Origin of the sequence: Brevibacterium epidermidis NBRC 14811, from assembly GCF_001570805.1 — a bacterium.
GTDB classification, from domain to species: Bacteria; Actinomycetota; Actinomycetes; order Actinomycetales; family Brevibacteriaceae; genus Brevibacterium; species Brevibacterium epidermidis.
On sequence record NZ_BCSJ01000015.1, the window covers coordinates 367,431 to 387,794 of the forward strand.

20 protein-coding genes are annotated in these 20,364 nt (G+C 65.7%); 12 read left to right on the plus strand and 8 right to left on the minus strand.

Annotation, left to right across the window (positions count from 1 at the left end; translation table 11 throughout):
* Positions 1-56 precede the first annotated feature (56 nt).
* On the plus strand, positions 57-974 hold the full coding sequence (locus BEP01S_RS12785) for an alpha/beta fold hydrolase (RefSeq protein WP_244882225.1): 918 nt from the start codon (positions 57-59) through the stop codon (positions 972-974).
* Between the two features lie 25 nt (positions 975-999).
* Here the strand turns inward: BEP01S_RS12785 and BEP01S_RS12790 are convergent, their stop codons facing one another.
* The 4 genes from BEP01S_RS12790 to BEP01S_RS12805 all read right to left on the minus strand — a co-directional run bounded on the left by BEP01S_RS12790 (position 1,000) and on the right by BEP01S_RS12805 (position 4,733).
* Positions 1,000-1,293 carry a hypothetical protein gene (locus BEP01S_RS12790; RefSeq protein ID WP_039211285.1) on the minus strand — a complete coding sequence of 98 codons (294 nt, stop codon included), beginning with the start codon at positions 1,291-1,293 and terminating at the stop codon, positions 1,000-1,002.
* A gap of 17 nt (positions 1,294-1,310) precedes the next feature.
* Entirely contained in the window at positions 1,311-3,008 is a 1,698-nt protein-coding gene (locus tag BEP01S_RS12795) for a sodium:solute symporter family protein (protein ID WP_062243860.1), read from the minus strand.
* Between the two features lie 149 nt (positions 3,009-3,157).
* The gene (locus BEP01S_RS12800; protein ID WP_062243863.1) at positions 3,158-3,916 is read right to left on the minus strand and encodes a DeoR/GlpR family DNA-binding transcription regulator; all 759 of its coding nucleotides are present in this window, start codon (positions 3,914-3,916) and stop codon (positions 3,158-3,160) included.
* A gap of 100 nt (positions 3,917-4,016) precedes the next feature.
* Entirely contained in the window at positions 4,017-4,733 is a 717-nt protein-coding gene (locus tag BEP01S_RS12805) for an IclR family transcriptional regulator (RefSeq protein ID WP_025777351.1), read from the minus strand.
* A gap of 175 nt (positions 4,734-4,908) precedes the next feature.
* Here BEP01S_RS12805 and leuC point away from each other — a divergent pair, with 175 nt between their 5' ends.
* The 7 genes from leuC (at position 4,909) to BEP01S_RS12840 (ending at position 12,093) form a co-directional block, all read left to right on the plus strand.
* On the plus strand, positions 4,909-6,393 hold the full coding sequence (gene leuC, locus BEP01S_RS12810) for a 3-isopropylmalate dehydratase large subunit (protein ID WP_062243866.1): 1,485 nt from the start codon (positions 4,909-4,911) through the stop codon (positions 6,391-6,393).
* Between the two features lie 16 nt (positions 6,394-6,409).
* Positions 6,410-7,009: a 3-isopropylmalate dehydratase small subunit gene (gene leuD, locus BEP01S_RS12815; protein WP_039211008.1), complete on the plus strand. Its 600-nt coding sequence runs from the start codon at positions 6,410-6,412 to the stop codon at positions 7,007-7,009.
* Positions 7,010-7,213: 204 nt separating this feature from the next.
* Positions 7,214-8,530 (plus strand): UDP-N-acetylglucosamine 1-carboxyvinyltransferase, encoded by a 1,317-nt coding sequence (murA, locus tag BEP01S_RS12820; protein ID WP_062243868.1) that lies wholly within the window; start codon positions 7,214-7,216, stop codon positions 8,528-8,530.
* Entirely contained in the window at positions 8,527-9,294 is a 768-nt protein-coding gene (locus tag BEP01S_RS12825; protein ID WP_062243871.1) for a lysophospholipid acyltransferase family protein, read from the plus strand. The genes murA and BEP01S_RS12825 overlap by 4 nt, the downstream gene beginning before the upstream one ends.
* Complete coding sequence (locus BEP01S_RS12830) at positions 9,291-10,304, plus strand: NAD(P)H-dependent glycerol-3-phosphate dehydrogenase (RefSeq protein WP_062243874.1); 1,014 nt, start codon at positions 9,291-9,293, stop codon at positions 10,302-10,304. Before BEP01S_RS12825 ends, BEP01S_RS12830 begins: the two co-directional genes overlap by 4 nt.
* Positions 10,305-10,350: 46 nt before the next feature.
* The gene (locus BEP01S_RS12835) at positions 10,351-10,884 is read left to right on the plus strand and encodes a YbhB/YbcL family Raf kinase inhibitor-like protein (protein WP_039211001.1); all 534 of its coding nucleotides are present in this window, start codon (positions 10,351-10,353) and stop codon (positions 10,882-10,884) included.
* 93 nt (positions 10,885-10,977) lie between these two features.
* Positions 10,978-12,093, plus strand: coding sequence for a D-alanine--D-alanine ligase family protein (locus BEP01S_RS12840; protein WP_062243877.1), 1,116 nt, complete (start codon positions 10,978-10,980; stop codon positions 12,091-12,093).
* A gap of 22 nt (positions 12,094-12,115) precedes the next feature.
* Here BEP01S_RS12840 and BEP01S_RS12845 read toward each other — a convergent pair whose 3' ends face one another.
* Positions 12,116-12,640, minus strand: a complete 525-nt coding sequence (locus BEP01S_RS12845) for a DUF3515 domain-containing protein (RefSeq protein ID WP_083532708.1) — start codon at positions 12,638-12,640, stop codon at positions 12,116-12,118.
* A gap of 32 nt (positions 12,641-12,672) precedes the next feature.
* Here BEP01S_RS12845 and thiL point away from each other — a divergent pair, with 32 nt between their 5' ends.
* The 4 genes from thiL to rsmD are packed head-to-tail and all read left to right on the plus strand — an operon-like array spanning position 12,673 to position 18,091.
* A complete protein-coding gene (gene thiL, locus BEP01S_RS12850) occupies positions 12,673-13,722 on the plus strand; it encodes a thiamine-phosphate kinase (protein ID WP_062243880.1) in 1,050 nt (349 codons plus the stop codon).
* A 1-nt stretch (position 13,723) separates the two neighbouring features.
* Positions 13,724-15,349, plus strand: coding sequence for a DAK2 domain-containing protein (locus BEP01S_RS12855; RefSeq protein ID WP_062243882.1), 1,626 nt, complete (start codon positions 13,724-13,726; stop codon positions 15,347-15,349).
* On the plus strand, positions 15,346-17,493 hold the full coding sequence (locus BEP01S_RS12860) for an ATP-dependent DNA helicase RecG (protein ID WP_062243884.1): 2,148 nt from the start codon (positions 15,346-15,348) through the stop codon (positions 17,491-17,493). The genes BEP01S_RS12855 and BEP01S_RS12860 overlap by 4 nt, the downstream gene beginning before the upstream one ends.
* 10 nt (positions 17,494-17,503) lie before the next feature.
* Positions 17,504-18,091 (plus strand): 16S rRNA (guanine(966)-N(2))-methyltransferase RsmD, encoded by a 588-nt coding sequence (gene rsmD / locus BEP01S_RS12865; RefSeq protein WP_062243885.1) that lies wholly within the window; start codon positions 17,504-17,506, stop codon positions 18,089-18,091.
* Here the strand turns inward: rsmD and ehuA are convergent.
* From ehuA to ehuC, 3 genes are read right to left on the minus strand one after another with little or no spacing between them, the layout of a single operon-like run.
* The gene (ehuA, locus tag BEP01S_RS12870; protein WP_062243888.1) at positions 18,088-18,894 is read right to left on the minus strand and encodes an ectoine/hydroxyectoine ABC transporter ATP-binding protein EhuA; all 807 of its coding nucleotides are present in this window, start codon (positions 18,892-18,894) and stop codon (positions 18,088-18,090) included. The genes rsmD and ehuA overlap by 4 nt on opposite strands.
* Positions 18,881-19,537 carry an ectoine/hydroxyectoine ABC transporter permease subunit EhuD gene (gene ehuD, locus BEP01S_RS12875; protein ID WP_062243891.1) on the minus strand — a complete coding sequence of 219 codons (657 nt, stop codon included), beginning with the start codon at positions 19,535-19,537 and terminating at the stop codon, positions 18,881-18,883. Before ehuD ends, ehuA begins: the two co-directional genes overlap by 14 nt.
* A complete protein-coding gene (ehuC, locus tag BEP01S_RS12880; protein ID WP_083532709.1) occupies positions 19,537-20,349 on the minus strand; it encodes an ectoine/hydroxyectoine ABC transporter permease subunit EhuC in 813 nt (270 codons plus the stop codon). The genes ehuD and ehuC overlap by 1 nt, the downstream gene beginning before the upstream one ends.
* Positions 20,350-20,364: the final 15 nt, after the last annotated feature.

Sequence of the window (20,364 nt, forward strand, 5' to 3'; positions counted from 1 at the left end):
TCGCCAGGCGGCAGACCAGGTCGAGCGACCGTTGACTCTCCGAACCTCCGCGGTTCATGCTGGAACCTCAGTCGACTGTGGCCGACGCGACGGTCGATGGAGACGCGATAGGTTCAGACAGGCGGGCGAGCGGTATGGACATCTGCGACGTCAATGGAGTGAGCCTCGGCGTCGACGAGTTCGGTGAGCCGGATGCGCCACTGGTCCTCTGCCTCGGCGCCCCGACGATGCTGTCCTGGCCCGATGCCCTGTGCGAGCAACTGGCAGCGCAGGGACGCCATGTTGTGCGCTGCGACCTCCGTGATGCCGGCGCCTCGAGTCATGGTGACCTCGAATCACCGGACTACACACTGCGGGACCTCGCCGCCGATGCCGCCGCACTCGCTCGTGCCTTCGACGAGCGGCCCGCTCATTTGGCGGGAATCGGCATCAGCGGGATGATTGCGCAGGTCGCGGCTCTCGACCATCCGGACACGTTCTCGGCACTCACGCTCATCGGAACCCGACCGGTCGCTCCCGGGCCAGTCGACGATGACCTGCCGGATCATGATCAGGCCACGATGGAGCCGCTCTTCTCCCGTCCGCTGCCGGACTGGACGGATGTCGATTCGGCGGCCGACTTTATGGCCGAAGGCGCACGGATCCTCGGCAACGATGCTGACGAGGCCCGTGAAGTCGCAGCGCGAATCTGGCAGCGGACGCAGGACACGGATCCGGAGACTCACCTGGCCGATCAGCTCGGAATGGTGTTCTCCCGCCTCGACTGCCAGCCTCGGTGGAGGGAACGCCTGCCGCAGCTGAAGGTGCCGACGCTGGTCGTGCACGGACGCCTTGATCCATTCTTTCCCGTGGGCAATGGTGAAGCGATCGCCCGTGAGATTCCGGGGGCGCGGCTTCTTGTCCTCGAGAACGCCTCGACGGCCGTGCCGGCCGCAGACGTCCCCGAGGTCGTGACCGCGATGGTCGGGCTCTGAACCGACCCCACGCAGACTCCGGGGATCAGTTCGTGCCGGGGGCCGCCTCGGTGCCGGTGTCCGCATCGTCGTCGGGAGTCTCGATGATGCGGATCGGACGCAGCTTCGCCCAGATGAGGAAGACGGCTGCGGCGATGATGAGGCCGATCCCGGTCCACAGGTTCGCATCGATTCCGCCGGTGCGCTCCGCCTCATCGGGGGTGAAGCCGACGATCCCGGCGATCGTGAGGATGATGCCGAAGATCCCCAGCAGGACGCCGATGAAGTTGCGGATGTCGAAGGCGCCTGCGGTCTTCGTCAGTTCGTTTGCTTTGCTCATGGTGTTCACTGGCTCCTTCACCCGAAGGTCACGTTGAGGATGATGACGAGGACCAAGGCGACTCCCGCGATGGGCACCGGACGCTTCCAGACCGGGGGCTTCGGTTCGCCCAGATCCTCGAGGTCGGTCTTCGGAGTCTCCGAATAGACGAGCCCGCGCAGCTCATGCGCCGGCTTCGGCGCAGTCCTGAAGGTGACGATCACGGAGAGGATGATGTCGACGACGAACGCGGTGCTGGCGGCAAGGAATGCCGCACCCTGACCGGGCAGATCGAGCACTCCGGTCTCGGCGAGGACGAACACGGCCACGGCGGAGAGCGTGCCGCCGACCAGGCCGACCCAACCTGCGGTCGCCGACATCCGCTTCCAGAACATACCGAGGATGAAAGTGGCGAACAGCGGTGCGTTGAAGAAGCCGAACAGCGTCTGCAGATAATCCATGAGGTTGGAGAAGTTGCCGGCGATGAGGGCAGTGAAGATCGCGACGATGCAGGCGCCGATCGTGGCGTAGCGGCCGACCTTGAGGTAGTAGCCGTCCTCCCGGTCCTTGACCACGTACTGCTGCCACAGGTCATAGCTGAAGACCGTGTTGAACGCGGAGATGTTCGCGGCCATTCCCGCCATGAACGCGGCGAGCAGACCCGCGATCGCGATGCCCAGCAGACCGTTCGGCAGGACCTCGCGCATGAGCAGCAGGAGCGCATCGTTATACGTCACGCCCGTCTGTTCGATCGCGGTCGCCTCGTCGACGGTGGACGCGATCTGCTTGAACTGCGTCATCTGCGTCACGAGGACAGCGGAGATCATGCCGGGGATGATGACGATGAAGGGGATGAGCATCTTCGGGAAGGAGCCGAGGATGGGCGTCAGCCGCGCCGCATTGATTGACTTCGACGCCATGGCCCGCTGGACCTCGACGAAGTTTGTCGTCCAGTAACCGAAGGAGAGCACGAAGCCGAGCCCGAAGACGATGCCGACGACCGAGAGCACCGGGTTGGAGAAGCCGGAGAGCTGTTCGCCCGGCCAGCTGCTCAGCTGCTCGGCGCCGAGCATTCCGTCGCTGCTCACTCGCTCCTTGAGGCCCTCCCAGCCGCCGACGCGATTGAGCCCGATGATCGTCAGCGGCAGGAGAGCTGCGACGATGACGAAGAACTGGAGCACCTCGTTGTAGATCGCCGCGGTGAGCCCGCCGAGCGTGATATAGGAGAGCACGATCACGGCAGCGACGACGAGGGCGATCCACAGCGGCCATCCGAGCAGACGATTGACGATCGTGCCCAGCAGGAACAGGTTGACGCCGGCGATGAGGATCTGCGCGATCGCGAACGACAACGCGTTGACCAGGTGGGCACCGGTGCCGAAGCGCTTGCGCATGAACTCGGGCACGGATCTGACCTTCGAACCGTAGTAGAAGGGCATCATCACGACACCGAGGAACAGCATCGCGGGGACCGCGCCGATCCAGAAGTAGTGCATCGTCGGCATGCCGTACTGCGCGCCAGTGGCGGACATACCCATGATCTCCACGGCGCCGAGGTTGGCCGAGACGAACGCGAGAGCCGTGACCCAAGCCGGAAGGCTCCGTCCGGAGAGGAGGAACTCGATGCTCGAGGAGACGCCGCGTTTGGCGAACCACCCGATGCCGAGGACGAAGATGAAGTAGATCGCTATCAGCAGATAGTCGATCCACTGTGCGTCCAAGCGGATTGCTTCCAAGGTTCCTCCATATGCGTCAGTGCATGTCTTCAAAGTGCGTCAGCGCATGGCTGCGTGTGGTGTGTGACACCCGAGTGGACACTTTAGAGGATTGTGAGCTTGATCGCTAGTGATCGAACCTGAACAGTTTTGATCGTTTGGTCAAAAGGTCAGACGACTTCGACCTCGACGCCGGCCTCGCGCAGGGCCGTGAGCTCGGTTTCGGAGCTCTTCGAATCGGTGATGAGCTGCTGGATCTGCTCGGTCGGAACGGTGAGCACCGACGACCGGAGTCCGACCTTCGTGTGATCGACGAGCGCGGTGACGCGCCCCGCCCCAGCGGCCATCGCCCGGTCAGTATCGGCGACGGGGAACGCCGGAGTCGACAGACCGAAGTCCGCGGCCAAGCCGTTGCCGGAGAGGAAGACGGTATCGGCGCGCAGCCCGAGCAGCTGTGACACAGTGCCGCCGCCGACAAAGGCGCGAATGGAATGGCGCAGCAGACCGCCGACGACGATGACCTCATTGTCGGGGGAGGAAACCATAGCCTCGGCGACGAGCAGAGAATTCGTCACCACGCGCAGACCTGAGCGCGTGACGAGCTCCTTGGCCAACAGCTCGGTCGTCGTCCCGGGACCGAGCGCCACGACATCGCCGTTGCGCACCCGCGTCGCCGCTGCGCGAGCGATCGCCGTCTTCTCGGCCAGGGCCTGCTCGAGCTTCTCCGCATAGCTCGACTCCCGCGCGCTCGACGCGAGAACAGCACCGCCGTGGGTGCGGACGAGCCTGCCCTCCTCGGCGAGCTGATCGAGGTCGCGGCGGATGGTCACGGCCGAAGTGTCGAGCTTCTCCGATAGGGAAGTGATGGAGACGGCGCCGTCTCTCTCGATCGTGTCGACGATGATATTGCGTCTCTGGGCGGCGATCATGGGGCCATAGTACAGACAGCGGGCCCGGGAGAGAGATCTCCCGGGCCCGCGGACTGTCGCGAAGAGTTCAGCGGCGCTCGGCCGCGCACAAGTGCGTTGCTCAGCCGCGCACGAGTGCTTCGGTCAGCGCACGCGCAGCGTCGATGACCGACTTCGCGTGCAGGCGACCGGGCTGGCGAGTCAGCCGGTCGACGGGTCCGGAGATCGAGACGGCGGCGACCACACGATTGCTCGGCCCGCGCACGGGGGCCGACACCGAGGCGACGCCCCGCTCACGTTCGGCGATCGACTGCGCCCATCCTCGGCGACGGACACCGGAGAGCATGGTGGCGGAGAACCGGGCACCGCGCAGGCCCGTGTGCAGACGGTCCGGCTCCTCCCAGGCCAACAGCACCTGAGCGGCGGATCCGGCGCGCATCGACAGGGTCGCGCCGATCGGCACGGAGTCGCGCAGACCAACCGGACGCTCGGCTGCGGCCACGCACAGACGCAGATCGCCCTGGCGGCGGAAGAGCTGAGCGGACTCGCCCGTCTGGTCGCGCAGCTGACCCAGAACGGGGCCGGCCGCGGCCAGCAGGCGATCCTCGCCGGCAGCGGAGGACAGCTCGGCCAGACGCGGGCCGAGGACGAATCGTCCCTGCAGATCGCGACCGACGATGCGGTGGAATTCGAGGGCAACAGCCAGGCGGTGGGCAGTGGGGCGTGCCAGTCCGGTCAGCGTCACCAATTCGGCGAGAGAGGCGGGTCCGGCCTCAAGTGCGGAGAGAACCATTGCGGCCTTGTCGATGACCCCGACGCCGCTACCATTGCTTGTCATAGGCACTATTGTGCGCGTCTCAGTGGGCGAGATGCAAGTTCGCATTGCGATACGGGCGAGTAGATTTCGAATACGCACTCACTCCAGTGCTCACTCAGCAGTTCATCGACGTGCCGTACCGCGGCCCGTCAGGTCTACATCGGGTGCAGAGATCCCTGCACCGGCGGGAGGAACCATGCCACGCACATTGGCCGAGAAGGTCTGGGCCGATCACGTCGTCTCACGAGGTGTTGACGGTGCGCCGGACCTTATCTACATCGACCTGCACCTCGTCCACGAGGTGACCAGCCCGCAGGCCTTCGACGGACTCCGACTCGCCGGGCGCCCCGTGCGCCGCCCCGACCTCACCATCGCCACCGAGGACCACAACACCCCGACCTGGGACATCGACAAGCCGATCGCCGAACCCACCTCGGCCACGCAGATCAACACCCTGCGCAAGAACGCTGAGGAATTCGGCATCCGCCTGCACAGCCTTGGCGACGCCGACCAGGGCATCGTCCACGTCGTGGGACCGCAGCTGGGCCTGACTCAGCCGGGCACCACCGTCGTCTGCGGCGACTCGCACACTTCCACTCACGGAGCCTTCGGAGCGCTCGCCTTCGGCATCGGCACCTCCGAGGTCGAACATGTGCTCGCCACGCAGACGCTGAGCCTCAAGCCCTTCAAGACGATGTCGATCACCGTCGACGGCGACCTGCCCGAAGGCTCGAGCGCGAAGGACATCATCCTCGCCATCATTGCGAAGATCGGCACCGGCGGGGGACAGGGCTACGTCCTCGAATACCGCGGTTCGGCCATCCGTCAGCTGTCGATGGAAGCCCGGATGACGATCTGCAACATGTCGATCGAAGCCGGCGCCCGCGCCGGAATGGTCGCCCCCGATGAGACGACCTTCGAATACGTCAAAGGCCGCCCGCACGCCCCCGAAGGTGCTGACTGGGACGCCGCCGTCGAATACTGGAAGACCCTCTACACCGACGAAGGCGCGGAATTCGACGCCGAGGTCGTCCTCAAGGCCGAAGACATCGAACCCTTCGTCACCTGGGGCACGAACCCCGGCCAGGGCCTGCCGCTGTCGGCCTCCGTGCCCAGCCCCGACGACTTCACCGACGAGAACGACAAGGCCTCCGCAGCCAACGCACTGGCCTATATGGGCCTGACGCCGGGCACCCCGCTGCGCGAGATCGAAGTCGACACCGTCTTCCTCGGCTCGTGCACGAACTCCCGGATCGAAGACCTCCGGGCCGCCGCCGAGGTGGTCCGCGGACGCAAGAAGGCCGACAACGTCCGCTTCATGGTCGTCCCCGGCTCCGCGAAGGTCCGCCTCCAGGCCGAAGAAGAGGGCCTCGACGTCATCTTCAAGGACTTCGGCGGCGAATGGCGCTTCGCCGGCTGCTCGATGTGCCTGGGCATGAACCCCGACCAGCTGGCAGAGGGCGAACGCTGCGCCTCGACCTCGAACCGCAACTTCGAAGGCCGTCAGGGCAAGGGCGGACGCACCCACCTCGTGTCCCCGCTCGTCGCCGCGGCAACCGCAGTGCGCGGAACCCTGTCCTCACCGGGCGACGTCGCCGACCTGCCGCGGGACGCCGAACCCGTGGAATGGGCCGACAACCGCCTGTCCCTCAACCTGACACCCGTCTCGGCGAACGACTGAAGAAGGAGGACGAGCCATGGAAGCTTTCACCACCCACACCGGCATCGGCGTTCCTCTGCGCCGATCCAATATCGACACCGATCAGATCATCCCCGCGAAGTTCCTCAAGCGCGTCACCCGCACCGGCTTCGAGGACGCCCTGTTCTACCGCTGGCGGACCAACGACGACTTCGTTCTCAACGACCCGGACTTCGCGAACGGCTCCGTTCTCGTCGCCGGCCCCGACTTCGGCACCGGATCCTCCCGTGAGCACGCCGTCTGGGCACTCAAGGACTACGGCTTCCGCGTCGTCCTGTCCTCCCGCTTCGGCGACATCTTCCGCGGCAACTCCGGCAAGGAGGGCCTGCTGGCCGCCCAGCTGGAACAGGCCGACATCGAACTGATCTGGAAGATCCTCGAGAACCATCCCGGCACCTCGATCACCGTGGATCTCAATGAGAAGACCGTGACGTGCGACACCGTCACCGTATCCTTCCAGATCGACGACTACACGCGCTGGCGCCTCCTCGAAGGCCACGACGACATCAGCCTCACCCTGGCCAAGGAAGACGAGATCGTCGCCTACGAATCCTCCCGCTTCGCCTTCAAACCCACGACCCTGCCCGCTAAGGTCTGACCCTCACCGCGGCAACCCAGCGCCACGATCCGACCTCCCCCGAGGCGGCCCACCGAATCGCTCGAACGCGACCTCGGGGCCACCTCGGCGAATGGGTGGGAGACCGTCGGCTGGGTTAGTCTAGGACGGTGCCCGCGGCAATCAGCGGGCACCGTCTCCGGGTGGAATCCTGCCCGGATCCGATCATCGGAATCAGGGAGGAACATGCTCGAAGTACGTGGGGGAAATCCGCTGGACGGCACCGTCCGAGTCCGCGGCGCCAAGAATCTGGTGCCCAAGGCGATGGTGGCCTCTCTGCTCGGTGAGACCCCGTCCGTGCTGCGCGGCGTGCCTCAGATCCGCGACGTCGAGATCGTCACCGGACTCCTCGAACTCCACGGAGTGCGTGTCACCTCCGGTCCCGACGGTGACCTGACCGACGGTGAACTCCACCTCGATCCGGCCGATGTGGCTTCGGGGTCCATCGTCGACATCGACGCCCATGCCGGATCTTCCCGCATCCCGATCCTCTTCTGCGGCCCGCTGCTGCACAGCCTCGGTCAGGCATTCATCCCCGACCTCGGCGGCTGCCATATCGGCGACCGCCCCATCAACTTCCACCTCGATGTGCTCCGCAAGTTCGGAGCCGAGGTCGATAAGACCCCCGGCGGCATCATGCTCAAGGCCCACAGCCGCCTGCAGGGCACCAAGGTCGAACTGCCCTATCCCTCCGTCGGAGCCACCGAACAGGTGCTGCTGACCGCGGTGCGCGCCGAAGGCGTCACCGAGTTGCGGGGCGCGGCCATCGAGCCCGAGATCATGGATCTCATCGCTCTGCTGCAGAAGATGGGCGCGATCATCACCGTCGACACCGACCGTGTGGTGCGCATCGAAGGTGTCGACACCCTCCGCGGGTTCATCCACCGCGCCCTGCCCGACCGCAATGAGACCGCGTCCTGGGCCTCGGCGGCTCTGGCCACCGGCGGAGACATCTTCGTCGAAGGCGCCAGCCAGCCTGAGCTCATCACCTTCCTCAACGTCTTCCGCAAGATCGGCGGCGAATTCGATGTGCAGGAGTCCGGCATCCGCTTCCGCCACCCCGGCGGCAAACTCCGGTCCTTTGCCCTCGAGACCGACGTGCATCCAGGCTTCATGACCGACTGGCAGCAGCCGCTGGTCGTCGCGATGACTCAGGCCGAAGGGCTGTCGATCATCCACGAGACCGTGTATGAGAACCGGTTCGGCTTCACCGACGCCCTGCGTGACATGGGTGCGCAGATCCAGCTCTACCGCGAATGCCTCGGCGGCACTCCCTGCCGGTTCGGACGGCGGAACTACCAGCACTCGGCCGTCATCTCCGGACCCACCGACCTCAAGGGCACCCGCATCGACGTTCCCGATCTGCGCGGCGGCTTCAGCCACCTCATCGCCGCCTTGGCCGCTCAGGGCACGAGCGAGGTCCACGGCATCGAACTCATCAACCGCGGCTACGAGAACTTCCTCGACAAACTCATCGGTCTCGGTGCCGAGGTCTCTGCATGAGCCAGTTGACCGAACCGGACGCGAACAACCACGATCTCGTCTCGTTCGACCCCGCCTCGGTGCGTTCTCAGAACCGCGCCGGAACCGTCGCCGCCACGGCGGCCTTCGGGCTCATGCGCACGGCCACGAAGATGAGCGTGCGGGGGCGTGAGCACCTGCCGCCGGCCGGCACGGGTATCATCGTCGCCGCCTACCATGCGAACCATCTCGACCCGATCCTCGTGGGACTGGCCCTGAAGCGCAACGGCCGGATGCCGCACTTCCTCGCGAAGTCGACGCTGTTCACCGGGGTGCTCGGCAAGATCCTCAAGACCATCGGACAGATCCCCGTGCTGCGCTCCTCGGCGCAGGCAGGGGACTCCCTCGAATACGCGAAGGACGCCCTGGCACACGGCCAGACCGTCGTCATCTACCCCGAGGGCACGCTGACGAAGGACCCGGAGCTGTGGCCCCAGCACTTCAAGACCGGCACCGCCCGGCTGGCGCTGGAGACCGGAGCCCCGATCATCCCCGTCGCCCACTGGGGGCTGAACACGATCTACCCGCGCGGGCAGAAGAAGTTCCGCTTCCGCCCTTTCAGCCACGACACGGTCGTGGCCTTCGGCCCCGCCATCGACTACTCGGATCTGTGGGATCAGCGGGATGAGAAGAAGACGATGGGAGACCTCTCCCAGCGTGTGAAGAAGACCGTGGCGGCGATGGTGGCCGAACTGTCGGGACGCGAACTGCCGCAGCGTTTCATGAGTAAGGAGACAGGCGAATGAGCGTCGATAAGATCACCGTCCTCGGAGCAGGGTCGTGGGGGACCACCTACGCTGCGGTCATCGCCGACGCCGGATTCCCCGTCACCCTGTGGGCCCGCCGCCCCGAGGTCGCCGCGGAGATCAACTCCACCCACACCAATGAGCGCTACCTGGGCGAGCGGGTCCTGCCCGAGGGCCTGAGCGCCACCGATGACGATATCGCCGCCGTCACGGATGCCGACCTCATCGTCCTCGCCGTTCCCGCCCAGACCCTGCGCGAGAACCTCACCCGGTGGAAGCCGCACCTGCGGACCGGAGTGAAGCTCGTGAGCCTGATGAAGGGCATCGAGGTCGACACCGGCAAACGCATGTCCGAGGTCATCGCCGAGGTCGCCGAGGTCGCCGACTCCCAGATCGCCGTCGTCTCCGGCCCGAACCTCGCCCGTGAGATCGCCGACCGGCAGCCCACCGCCACCGTCGTCGCGTCCTCCGACATCACCACCGCCGAGATGGTCGCTGAGATCAGCGCGAACGCGTACTTCCGCCCGTACACGAACACCGACGTCGTCGGCGTCGAGATCGGCGGTGCGATCAAGAACATCATCGCCCTGTCCGTGGGCATCGCCGACGGGCAGAAGCTCGGCGACAATTCGAAAGCCTCGATCATCACCCGCGGTCTCGCCGAGACGTCTCGCCTGGCCGCAGCCATGGGCGCCGAAGCACACACTCTGTCCGGACTCGCCGGACTCGGCGACCTCGTGGCCACCTGCGCCTCACCCCTGTCGCGCAATCGCACCTTCGGGCGCCACCTCGGTGAGGGGATGAGCCTCGAAGATGTCATCGCCCATACCTCGCAGACAGCCGAAGGCGTGAAGTCCGCTCCTGCCGTCCTCGCTCTGGGCCGACGCAACGGCGTCGACCTGCCCATCACCGAGGCGGTCTGTGCGGTGCTGGCCGGGAAACTGCAGGTTGACGAACTCGCCGGATTGCTGTTGTCTCGGAAACGTAAGCACGAAGGACCACCGGCCTGAGTCGGACCACGTCTTCAGGCAACCCGCTGGAAAACTAGGAGCACACATGAGCGCCAACTCACCGTTCTTCAACCTTCCCGAACTTCCGACCTTCACGCTGACCAGCACCGACATCGAAGACGGTGGGGTGCTCACCGGCCCCCAGCTCTCCGGTGCCATGGGCGTGCCCGGCGGTGAGGACATCTCCCCGCAGCTGACCTGGTCCGGCTTCCCCGAAGAGACCAAGGCCTTCGCCGTCACCTGCTATGACCCCGACGCCCCGACGGGTTCGGGATTCTGGCACTGGGTCGTCACCGACCTCGACGCCTCGGTGACGAGCCTGGACACCAACGCCGGCGACCCGGCCGCCGACCTCCTTCCCGGAGGAGCCGTGACTCTGCGCAACGATGCCGGCGAACCCCGCTTCGTCGGTGCCGCCCCGCCGGAAGGACACGGACCTCACCGCTACTTCTTCATCGTCACCGCCCTGGCCGAACCTCTGGGCATCGACGAATCCGCATCTCCTGCCTTCGCTGGCTTCAACATGTTCTTCAAGGGCATCGGCCGGGCGTGGCTGGAATGCACGTACGAGGCCAAGTGAGCTAGAGTCTTTCAGTCCGCGCACACGTGAACCCGTGTGTGCACCCCGCGTCCAGCCCCAGTTCGCGGGAGTACCACTTCAGCAAGGAAATCCATGGCAGACAACGATCACCGGCCCCTTGTCGCAGTCCTCTTCGGAGGCCGTTCGAGCGAGCACTCCGTCAGCTGCGTCACGGCGGCCGGAGTGATCGGCGCCATCGACTCCGAGGCCTTCGAGGTCCTGCCGATCGGCATCACGAAGACCGGCGTGTGGCGGGTCGTCGACGACTGGGCGAGCATGCGCTTCGACCCGGAGGCAATGCCCGAAGTCACGGACAACGGCACCGAAGTGATCCCGCCGGTCTCCGCCGACGGGGCACCTCTGCTGCACCGCGACGCCGAGGGCAATTTCACCGAACTCGGTTCGGTCGACGTGTTCTTCCCGCTTATGCACGGACGCTTCGGTGAGGACGGCACCCTGCAGGGACTGTTCGAACTCAGCAACACCGCCTTCGTCGGCTCCGGAGTGTTCTCGTCGGCTGCGAGCATGGACAAGCACTTCACGAAGTCACTCATGGCGCAGGCCGGAATCCCCACCTGCCCGTGGGAGCTCGTGACCGAGACGATGTGGGCCGCAGATCGTGCAGAGGCGGAGAAGCGTGTGGCCGAACTCGGTCTGCCCGTGTTCATCAAACCCGCCCGTGCCGGATCGTCCATGGGAGTCAGCCGCGTCGCCGAGGCGGCCGACCTCGAAGTCGCCCTGCTCGGTGCGTTCGAACACGACTCCAAAGTCATCGTCGAACCCGAGGTCAGCGGACGTGAGGTCGAATGCGCCGTGCTCGGCTCCGTCTATGACACAGACCTGCGGGTGTCCTCACCCGGCGAGATCCGCGTGAGCGGAGACCACTCGTTCTACGACTTCAACGCGAAGTACCTCGACCTCTCCGCCGCGGAGGTCACCTGTCCGGCCGACCTCGACGAAAAGGTCACGGCTCGGGTTCAGGAGTTGGCCGCCTCGGTGTTCCGACTCTTCGACTGCACCGGGCTGGCCCGTGTCGATACCTTCGTCACGGACACTGGGGATGTCGTCATCAACGAACTCAACACCCTGCCCGGGTTCACCCCCACCTCGGCGTACCCATTCATGTGGGCGCAGTCGGGACTCGAGTACTCCGAACTCATCGGCGAACTCATCTCGATCGCCCTGATCGATCACGCCCGCGCGAAGTGAGCTGGGGCGTCGCGGGCAGGCTCTAGCCGGCGATGTCCTCGGCGCCGACGCACTCGTTCTCCGGTGGGAGCTTCGACAGCGCCGGTGAGATTGCGGCGAGCACGTCGTTGCCGGACTCAGCCTTGCGGTTGACCAGCACTTCGACGGCCGGTGTGCGTCCGTAGCTGGTGAATTTCCACGTCGTCTCATCGTCTTCTGAGGGCTTCGAGATCCAATCGACCCCGGACACGCTCACGCACTGATCCGTCGTCGGTCCGGGAGGAGTGACTCCGCAGCGCAGCACCGCGACGTTGGGATCTCCCCAGGCCTTCGTGCCCTGCGACGAGGTGGTCCGCGCCTTCTGGCCCGAGATCTCATCGGGCAGGGTGAGCATGATGTCGGCACACTTCGGGTCCGCCGCGTCCTTGGCCGGTTCGACGATGACGGTGCGCGAACACCCGGTCACTGCGAGGCCGGTGAGCACCGTGGCCAAGGCGACGAAGGTGAGAGAACGACGACGGTGCGCGGGCCGCGGAGAACGGCGCGTCGAAGCAGGGCGAGATCTCATAGGTCTACCGTATCTCCCGATAACCTGGAGCCATGACCCGACTGTCCGAACTTGGCGAATCACACATCATCTCCCGCGTGCTCACCCGCAACCCTGAGCCCGCACACGTGATCGTCGGACCCGGAGACGATGCGGCCGTGACCGCACCGGAGGGTCGACTCGTCTCAACCGCAGACATGCTCGTGGAGAATGAGGACTTCACCCGCGACTGGTTGGACTGGGAATTGCTCGGACGCAAGGCCGCGGCACAGAACCTCGCCGACGTCTGCGCCATGGGTGCGACCCCGCACGGACTTCTCGTATCCCTGGCGGTACCGAATGACACGGACATCACCGACATCGAAGCCCTGTATTCCGGACTCTTCGAGGAGGCGGAGCGGGTAGGCACCGCGTTGGAGTGCACAGTGCCGATCATCGGCGGCGACCTGTCCTCCTCGAAACTCATCGTCATCGCCATCACCGCGCTCGGGACGGTGCAGGAGGATTCCGCGACACTGCGCTCCGGTGCTCGCCCCGGTGATTCGCTCTATCTGGCCGGGACGGTCGGACGCGCGGCCGCCGGACTCGACCTGCTCTTCGCCGGCCTGCGACGCGATACCGCCGGCCCGGAACTGCGCTCACTCATCGACACCCAACTGGCCCCGCAGCCCGACTACGGTGCACTGCGCACTCTCGGGGCCGCCTCGGCGATGATCGACGTCTCCGATGGACTCAGCCTCGACCTCGCCCGAGTGGCGGCCGCCTCGGGGGTGGGAATCGACCTCGAGCGGGCCCTGTTGGACGACCTCGTCGACCCGTTGCTGCCGGCGGCCGAGTACGTGCTCGATTCGCGGGCAAAGGGAGTCTCCGGCGACGCGGAGGGTGTGGCGGATTCGGCGAATGGCCCTGTCATGACGGCAGAGGACTTGGCACTGTCCTGGGTCCTCGACGGGGGAGAGGACCACGGCTTCGCCGCGTCTGCGTCGCCGCGTCAGGACCCTGGAGTAGGCTGGCGGAGAATCGGTGAGATCCGCACCGGACACGATGTCAGCCTCGACGGCACACCCGTGCCGGCGAGCGGTTTCAGCCATTTCGGGAAGTGACATGAGCAACGCCATCAGCCTCAACGGTCGTCTGGCCGCACGCTGGGCCCGCCGCGCGGTCGACCGGCTGCGCAAGGAGCGCACCGAGATCGACGAGCTCAACGTCTTCCCCGTCCCCGACGGTGACACGGGCACGAACATGTACCACACGCTGCGTGCCGCCTACCTCGCCGTCGAAGAGCTCACCGGCCCCGTCACCCTCCCGCACGTCGTCGCGGCACTGGCCGCCGGAGCCGGACGAGGTGCGCGCGGCAACTCCGGACTCATCCTCGCCGTCGCCCTGCAAGGGGTCGCCGATGCCCTGGACGGAGTCACCGTCGCCACCGCCGACGCCATGGCCACCGCTCTGGAGACGGCGTCCGACCGGGCCCGTGCCGCCGTCGCCCGTCCCGTCGACGGCACCATGCTCACCGTCCTCGACGCCATGGCCACCGAGGCCCGCGAACGTGCCGATGGCGGAGCCGACCTGCTCGAGGTCATCGCGGCCGTGCGCGAACGCTCCCGGTCCGCACTGCGGGAGACCACCGGACAGCTCACTGTGCTGCGCGAGGCCGAGGTCGTCGACGCCGGATCGACGGGAATCGTCGAACTCTTCGACCTCCTCTACGCCACTGTCACCGGCCGCACCCCGCAGGATTCGATGCTCGCCGAGGTGGCCCGCGCCCCGAAGATCATCCACGAAGCCACCGCCGACGAACTCGAAATCGTCGCCATCCTCGCTGAAACACCCAGGGATTCGCTCGCCGACGAACTCGACCGCCTCGGTGGGACCTCCATCGTCATCAACGCGGCCAAGGTCCACGTCCATGTCGCCGACGAAACGACCGCCGCGACCGTCATCGACCGCCTCGGCGAGTACGGGCTCGCCCGACTCGACATGGAAGACCTGCGGATGCACGAAGAGGAGGGGGAGACGAAGCTCATCGCCCTGGTCAAGGGCACGGGACTGCTCATGCACACCGCGCTCAACGGAGCCACGGCGCTGACCCCTGAGGTAGGGGACCTGTTCGAGACGATGTCCGAACTCATCGCCGCCGAGGACCGGGCGGTCATCGTCATCCCCAGCTCCACCTCGGCGCTGAAGTCCCTGACCGGGCTGGGGGCGCATGTCGTGCGCTCCCGCAATGTTGCCACCCTGCTCTCGGCCCTGGCCGTCTACGATCCCTTCGCGCCGGCGGGGGAGATCTTCGCGGACATGACCGAAGCAGCCGCGGGCACCAGGGCGGGCACGATCTACTCGGCCGACCAGCTCGCCTCCGACCCGCCGACCGGGATGCTGCCCGTCGTCCACGAGGACGGCGGGGAGAGTGCTGGCGCGGGGCAGGGCGTTGCTCCTGATGCGGGCGCTGGCACGGCTGTGGCGGCTCATCCGGCGCAGTTCTACCGCGTCTTCATCGAAGGCAAAGCGAAGACCCAGAGTACGGAGCTGCGCACCTTGGTCGAGAAGCTCGCCGATCGGCTGCTCGGGGCCGGGGGAGAACTGCTCACCGTCGTCCACGGGCCAGACTGCGGACCCGAGGTGCTCGACCACCTGCGGGACTGGATCCAGAAGTCACATGAGACCGTCCACTTCCAGGACATCGACGCCAAAGACCCCGGAGTGCTCGTGATCATGGGGGTCGAATGACGACCCGGCTCGAAGACAACTTCCGCAAGGCCGATCGCACTCACCTGGCCAAACGCGGGGTGCATTCGGTCACCGACTTACTCCGATTCTTCCCTCGCCGCTATCTCGTGCCCGGTGAGCGCACAGAGCTCGGGGATCTGCCTTTGGGAGAGACCGCGATCATCCAGGCCGAAGTCATCCGGGTGGAGACACGGCGGATGAAGCAGCGGAAAGGCACCATCACCGAGGTCGTCGTCCACGACGGGAAACAGTCGATGAAGATCGCGTTCTTCAACCAGTACTGGTTGGAGAAGTCGCTGAAGCCGGGCCTGACCGTCGTCTTCGGCGGCAAGGTCGAATCGTTCCGCGGGCAGCTGACCCTGGCGTCTCCGGTGTGGCTCAACCGCACCGAGGATGACCATGAGTGGACCCCCGAGGACCTCAATTCTCCGTTCCCCATCTACCCGGCCGTCAAAGGCATCGCCCAGTCCCGACTGTGGAGTTCGATCAAGACTCTGCTCACCGTCGCCGGAGACGAGGAGTTCGCGGACCCGCTGCCCAAGGGGCTGCGGGAGACGTTTGAGCTGCCGGATCTGCGCACGGCACTCGAGGACATGCACCGGCCGAGGAAGATCGAGGACGTCGAACGGGCCCGGCTGCGGTGGAAGTGGGAGGAAGCGCTCGCCCTGCAGACCGAGTTCGCCTCCCGCAAGGCCACTCTGGCCGCGGAGAAGGCGACCCCGCTGCTCACCCAAGGAGCGAAGAGCCAACGCTTCGATGACGACCTGCCCTTCACCCTCACCGCCTCCCAGGTCAGGGTCGGTGAGGAGATCGCCGAGGACATGGCCGCCGATCGGCCGATGCACCGGCTGCTCCACGGTGACGTCGGCTCCGGTAAGACCCTTGTGGCTCTGCGCGCCATGCTCACCGCGGTCGACTCCGGTGCCCAGGCCGCCATGCTCGCACCCACCGAGGTGCTCGCCGCCCAGCATTACCATTCCATTCAGAGCCTCCTCCACGAACAGATGGCGCTGTCGCCGTTGCTCTCCGACGACGACCAGGTGACTGTGGCGCTGATGACCGGGTCGATGCCCGCGAAGGAGCGCCGTGGACTCGCGCTCGACCTCGTCGCCGGGAATATCGACATCGTCGTCGGAACGCACGCACTGTTGTCGGAATCGACGATGTTCGCTGCCCTCGGCCTCATCGTCGTCGACGAGCAGCACCGCTTCGGTGTCGAACAGCGTGAGGCGATGCGCGCCAAGGGCGGGGAGACGACCCCGCACACGCTCGTGATGTCGGCGACCCCGATCCCGCGCACAGTGGCGATGACGGTCTTCGCTGACCTCGATATCTCGACGCTCGACGAGATGCCGGCGGGCCCGAAGGACATTGCCACGCACGTGGTGCCGATCGTCGAACAGCCTGCTTGGTATGCCCGGGTGCGGGAGCTCATGCGGCAGACCGTCGAGGACGAGCGGGGAGTGTTCGTCGTCTTCCCGCGGATCGAACCGATGGACATCGAAGATCCGGAATCCGGGGAGGTGCTCGGTCAGAAGCAGGGCATAGAAGACATCACGCGGAAGCTGCAGGAGACTCCGGAGCTCGCCGGCAAGAAGTTCGGTCTGCTGCACGGGCGGATGTCAGCTGCGGAGAAGGACCGGGTGCTCGCTGACTTCGACAGGGGCGATATCGAGATCCTCGTCTCGACGACGGTCATCGAAGTCGGCGTCGACGTGGCGCGGGCGACGATGATGGTCATCATCGAAGCCGAGAACTTCGGCGTCGCTCAGCTGCATCAGCTGCGCGGTCGCGTCGGCCGTGACGGCAGCTCGGCCATGTGCTTCCTGCTCACCGAGATGAGTGAGACGGACGAGAGCTACGGGAGGCTGCAGGCCGTGGCTCAGACCTTGGATGGGTTCACCCTGGCCGAATACGACCTGGACGCTCGTGGCGAAGGCGATGTGCTCAGCGGGTCCCAGTGGGGCGGCTCCTCGCTGCGGCACCTGTCGATCCTCCGCGACTCCGAGATCGTGGCCGAAGCGAAGAAGATCGCCGAGCAGATCGTCGCCGTCGACCCGACACTTGAAGCAGTGCCTGCGCTCAAGGCCTTCATCAGGCGCGTCCTGCCCGAGGACGACGCACACTTCATCGAGGCAGGCTGAGGAGGCAGACATGAGGATCATCGCCGGAGCACACAAAGGGGCCAAACTGACCTCCCCGTCGGGGGCGAACACCCGTCCGACGTCTGACCGGGTGAAAGAGTCTTTGTTCTCCATGCTCGACGGCTACGGAGTGCTGCAGGCCGCGAACGTCCTCGACCTCTTCGCAGGTTCCGGCGGTCTCGGCTTCGAAGCTATGTCCAGGGGAGCCGCACAGGTCGACTTCGTCGATTCCTCCCTGGCCGCAACCCGCGCCTTGGAATCCAACGCTGACAAGCTCGGCCTCGATCATTCGGCCGAAGTCCACACCGGAGATGTGCTCCACTACCTCGCCGGGCTGCCCGGACAGGATGACCCGGAGGCGCGGATCTTCGACCTCGTGTTCATGGACCCGCCCTACCCGCTGGGGGAGGACGCGGTCACACAGATCCTCCGCCGATTGAGTGCGCATTTGGATCTGGAGTCCATCGTCGTCGTCGAACGCGCCGCGCGTTCGCCGGAGCCGACGATGCCCGACGGACTCGAAGTCTTCCGGGCGAAGACCTTCGGCGAGACCGCGATCCACTTCGTCCAACTCGTCGGGGAGCCGGACGTGGACTAGAGCACGCTGGAGAGGAACGAGCGGGTGCGCTCGTGCTGAGGGTTGTTGAAGATCTGGTCCGGCGGACCCTCTTCGAGCACCTGACCGCCGTCGAACATCATCACTCGGTGTGAGACATCGCGAGCGAACTGCATCTCGTGCGTGACCAGCAGCATCGTGATGTCCGTTGTCTCGGCGATATCGCGCAGCACTCCGAGCACGTCACCGACGAGCTCGGGGTCGAGTGCCGAAGTCACCTCGTCGAGGAGGAGGATCTCCGGACTCATCGCCAGCGCACGGGCGATCGCCACACGCTGCTGCTGACCGCCGGAGAGGCGGGTCGGATGGGCATCGGCCTTATCGGCCAGACCCACGCGTTCGAGCAGCTCCTTGGCTTCCTTGGTCGCTTCGGCTTTGGACTTGCCGAGCACATGGACGGGAGCTTCGATGATGTTCTCGAGCACGGTCATGTTCGGGAACAGGTTGAACTGCTGGAAGACCATGCCGATGCGCGTGGTCATCTCACGCGTGCGCTTCTTCGGCAGCTCGACGCGTTTGCCGTCGCGCTCTTCGAAGGTCAGTGGTTTGCCGTCGACGAAGATATAGCCGCCGGTGAGCTCCTCGAGGGTCATCACCAGGCGCAGGATCGTCGTCTTGCCCGAACCGCTGGGTCCGATGAGGGTGACGCGTTCGCCGGGAGCCACCGTGAAGTTGAGGTTCTTGAGCACGGTGGTCGGTCCGAAGCTCTTCTCCACGTCTTTGAACTCGATCGCCGGGGTCGCCGAGGCAGATGGTGCAGTTGGGGTGTTCTCAGTACTTGGCAAGGCGTCGATCCAATCTCTGAATGAGCAGTGAGGTCGGGTAGCTGGCGGCGAGGAAGATGATTCCCGCCAGAGTGAAGGCTTCCGTGTAGGCGAAGGTCGCACCGCCGAATTCCTTCGCTGCGGTGACGAGCTCGACGACGGAGATCGCGAACAGGAACGGGGTGTCCTTGAACATCGCGACCGCGTAGTTTCCCAGGGAAGGGATGGTCGCTCGCAATGCCTGCGGCAGCACGATCGCGGTGAAGGTGCGCACCGGCGGCAAGGAAAGCGCGGTGGCGGCCTCGAACTGTCCCGGCGGTACAGCATCGATTCCGGCTCGGTAGCTTTCGGACATGTACGTCGAATAGTGGATGCCGATGACGGTGAAGCCGACCACGAGAGCCGGCACATCGACAAGCCCCGGAATGTCCGAGAAAGCGTAGTAGACGAACAGCAGTTGCACGACCAACGGGGTGTTGCGGATGAACGCCACTATGAGTCGGACGATCCAATTGATCCAACGCGGCAGACCGCGGATGGCCACGGCGAGAATGAGGCCGAGGACGACGGCGATGGCGGTGCCGACAACGGTCGCGATGAGAGTATTGACGAAACCGCGCAGCAGGATCGGCAGGGCGTCGGCGGCGAATTCCCAATTCCACATCAGAGGCCACCTCCCTGTCCGGGGAAGGGACCCTTGGTGTTTTCGGCGCCCTCACCGGCCGCAGCGTGCGACTTGAGACGATCCTTTCGTGCGGCATCGGCACGGGCAGTGCGCCGGGCCTCGCGGCGGTCGGTGCGCGAGTTCGGGCGTCTGCGGCCGAGTGCGGCAGTGGCTCTGCGTTCGAGGAAGTTCATGAACTCCTGGAGCAGCCACGCCAGTGCGAAGTAGATGAGGAGGCTGATCGAATAGGCGAACATCGTGTCGCCGGTCGACTGGCGCAGCTGTTCGGTCTTGTCGGTGAGGTCGGAGAGCGTGATGAACGAGACGACCGCTGTGCCCTTGAGCAGCTGGATGAGCAGCGTAGCCAGCGAAGGGATCATGAGCGCCCATGCTTGGGGGAAGATCACACGGATCATTCGGCGCGTGGGGGAGAGGCTCAGCGCGATAGCGGCCTCCCACTGGCCGGGGGCCACTGTCTTGATCGAGGAGCGGACCACCTCGGCGGAATAGGCGCCGTAGTTCAGTGCCAGAGCGGCGATGCCGCAGGCCATGGGATCGAAGTCGACGCCGAGGAGCGGAAGCACGTAGAACAGCCAGAACAGCTGCACGAGCAGTGAAGTCCCGCGGAAGAACTCGACGATGATGCGGGCCGGAATGCGCAGCCAGGCGCTCGGCGAGGTCATCGTCAGACCGAGGATGAGTGCGATGAGGACGGCGCCGATGCTGCCGACGACCGTGAGGATGATGGTTGTCTGAACTCCCTCCCACAGCTGTGGGAGGAAGTTCAGCAACGTCGTGACATTGTCATTCATGGTGCGTGGGAAGAA